At 57.1% G+C, this 2,843-nt stretch carries 2 protein-coding genes; both read right to left on the minus strand.

Annotated elements, in window-relative coordinates:
- A partial coding sequence (locus ABL922_RS14430; RefSeq protein ID WP_349024907.1) for a TonB-dependent receptor plug domain-containing protein occupies positions 1 to 1,960 on the minus strand: 1,960 nt, incomplete at its 3' end.
- A gap of 186 nt (positions 1,961 to 2,146) precedes the next feature.
- Positions 2,147 to 2,843 (minus strand): LytTR family DNA-binding domain-containing protein (locus ABL922_RS14435; protein ID WP_349024908.1); only part of this gene is annotated, 697 nt, incomplete at its 5' end.

Raw genomic sequence — 2,843 nt, forward strand, 5'->3', positions numbered from 1 at the left:
CACGCACACCGCGAAAACGAACGCCCTCCAACGGCTCCCAAGTCCCGCCCACTTTCCAAGTTTGATAGCTGTCACCTGAATTGGGATCGGAAATTCGGTAGCCGGCCTCCAGTTCAAGTTTGCGAGCGAGCGTCGTGTCGCGCAAAACTGGCACGATCAATTCACCATAAGCTTCCTTGGTGCTAATCTTCACGTACTGATTATCACTAATCTGATTGCCCGTCGTAAGTCCGCGCTCGATTGCCTCATCGGCGTCCTGAAAGCCGGAAAAGCTTCGGTATTCGACTCCCAATGCAACGCTAACCGGGCCAGCGGGGAGCTCGAATGGCGATCCAGACACGAAGGCGTTGAAGTCGTGCAATGTGCTAATGCCGCTCTGGCCCGCCGACACCACGGCGTATCTGATCTGGTCTGCTGTATATGGCGCGAAGGGATTGATGGGAACACAGCCCTGAGCCCGCGCACCGGGGTCAACGCACCGGAAACCGCCTGGATTTGCTGGATCTGCCTCGACCCGCAGTCCATAATAGAGCCGATCCGTGCCAACAAGCCCGTCAGTATTACTATGCAGCTCGGTGCGACCGTAGACGTAGGAAGCCTCCCAGTTCCAATTTGAGGCGCCAAGAGCGAAATCGCCTTTCAATCCGGCAACGGCGCGAACAGTGTTCCGTTCATTGGTTGCTCCACGCTTCCCGAACTCTGAAAAGCGCTGCGACCAATCGATCCCGTTCGCAATCTGGGCTGGCGTCAATAGCGCTCGTTGCGCGGGTGTCGTGGCAGCGATGAAAAAAGGATTGTTGACAGGGATCGTTACTGCGACCCCCGGCACCCCGGGCTGCCCGCCAAAAAAGTTGGTCGACGACTGGAACGGCGCCGCTTCGATCGGACCATCGGTCGACGAGCTGCCATAATTGAATTCGGCAAAAGCAGTCACAGCATCGCTCAGCTCGTACTCAGCTTCGCCAGCGAACATCAGTCGTCGGGTCGGAATTGCAAGCGTGCGTTCTGGATTGCGATTGTAGCCGTCGCGGGCGATGTTGAAGGTCTGAAGTTGACCGGTCTGCAGGTTGCGTGTCAGGTTGGTCGCAGTTGCACCTGCACCAATGAAAAACCGCGCACCCGGCACCACGCCGGAAAAAGGCGGTACGCCGGTTATGCCGGTACCAGGGGCGCGGACCGGTCCTTCAGCGGGATTGTTGTAGCGTATGTCAGTGTCGCAGATGTAGGCATCCGCACACGATACGAGGCCCTCATAGGCGTATTGCGCCGTGAATAATGCATGGCCTCGGTCGTTCAGCTTCGTCCCGAACATCAGAAACCCGCCAGGGTTTTTATTGTAGCTGCGCTCTGCGATGCCATAGCTGATACCGGCCTGAAATCCTTCGAAACGACGCTTGGTAATGATGTTGACCACGCCAGCGACGGCGTCGGCACCGTAGACGGCCGAAGCACCTCCAGTGATAACCTCAATCCGCTCAATATTGGCGGTCGGCAGGGTGTTGAAGTCGACTGCAGTGCTCAGCGGGGTCCCACCAGGAACGCGTCGTCCGTTAATCAGCACCACGCTGCGGATTGGCGCAAGGTTCCGAAGGTTAGTCGTGTTGAGCCCCGATACCGCCGACCCCGAGAAGGAGGATGTTGTGCGACCGCCACCAAAGGCTGGAGCAAATTGCGGTAGCGAGGTCGCAATATCGGCAATGTTTACGAATCCTTGACGATCTAGCAAAGTCGAATCGACCACTAATGTAGGGGTGCTGTTATCAATGTTGGCACGCGCAATTCTCGACCCAGTCACAATAATTTCTTCGCCAGCATCGGCAGCAGGTGAGGCACTTGCCGGTGCGGAATCAGTCGGTGCAAGGTCAGGCGTCATTTGCGCCGCTGCCGGCTGAGCAAGTGTCGCGGCAAGCGCCACAATTGAACTGCAGCACAGGCGGTAGTGGAATGTGGTTTTGGTCATGATATATGCTCCCTGTAGCACTCGGCTGACACGCCGATGGCCGATTGTCGGGTGCAGGCAGCACGCCCTTCTAGGATGAGCAACGGTGCCGTGGATGAGTGTGCGTAAATGTCGGGCAAGCGCACCAACGTAGACGCGAACGTCGATTAAAGCCTGGTGAACGTTCGTAATGAGCCGGCCGAGATTTCAATCGAGCCGCGCGCCCTTTGTTAAGGCGGTCAAGGCACGCGCGTAAACGCGTCCCGTTTGGACCAAGCGACCATCCGTTAGCACAGCGTGCAAGCTTCCATCCGACCGGGTCACACCGACGATTTCTGAACGCCGCACCAAAGCGGTGCGATGAACGCGGATAAATTCGCCCTCTGGCACCTGGTCGGCAAAAGCCTTGATAGATAGTCGGATCAGAAATGACCGTTCAGAGAGATGCAACCGAATATAGTCGTCCTCGCTTGTAACGAGCTGAATATCGATAAGATTCACGCGAGTCATTGCACCATGCGTTCCTCGGACCCACACCTCGCGTTCTAACGGCTTTTCCTGACCTGGGATCGATCGTCGCAAGTTCTCAATGACTGCCTTCAGTTCGACGATGGTGTCGGCCGCTGCATTGTCACTGAGCCGCCGCCGCGCTCTATGAAGGGCTGCGCGCAGCCGCGGTATCTCTATGGGCTTGAGGACGTAATCAACTACACCCGTTTCGAAAGCGCGAGCGGCAAAACTGTCGAAGGCCGTCGCAAAAATCACAACTGGACATCGACCTGGTTTCAGTCGCTCGACGAAATCGAAACCGCTCCCATCGCGCATTTTGATGTCCACAATTACGATATCGGGTCGGTACTCGGCAAACCGGGACAGGCCAGTGGCGCAGCCGCTCGCCTCCGCC

The organism is Sphingorhabdus sp., from assembly GCF_040079335.1.
Taxonomy (GTDB): Bacteria; Pseudomonadota; Alphaproteobacteria; order Sphingomonadales; family Sphingomonadaceae; genus Sphingorhabdus_B.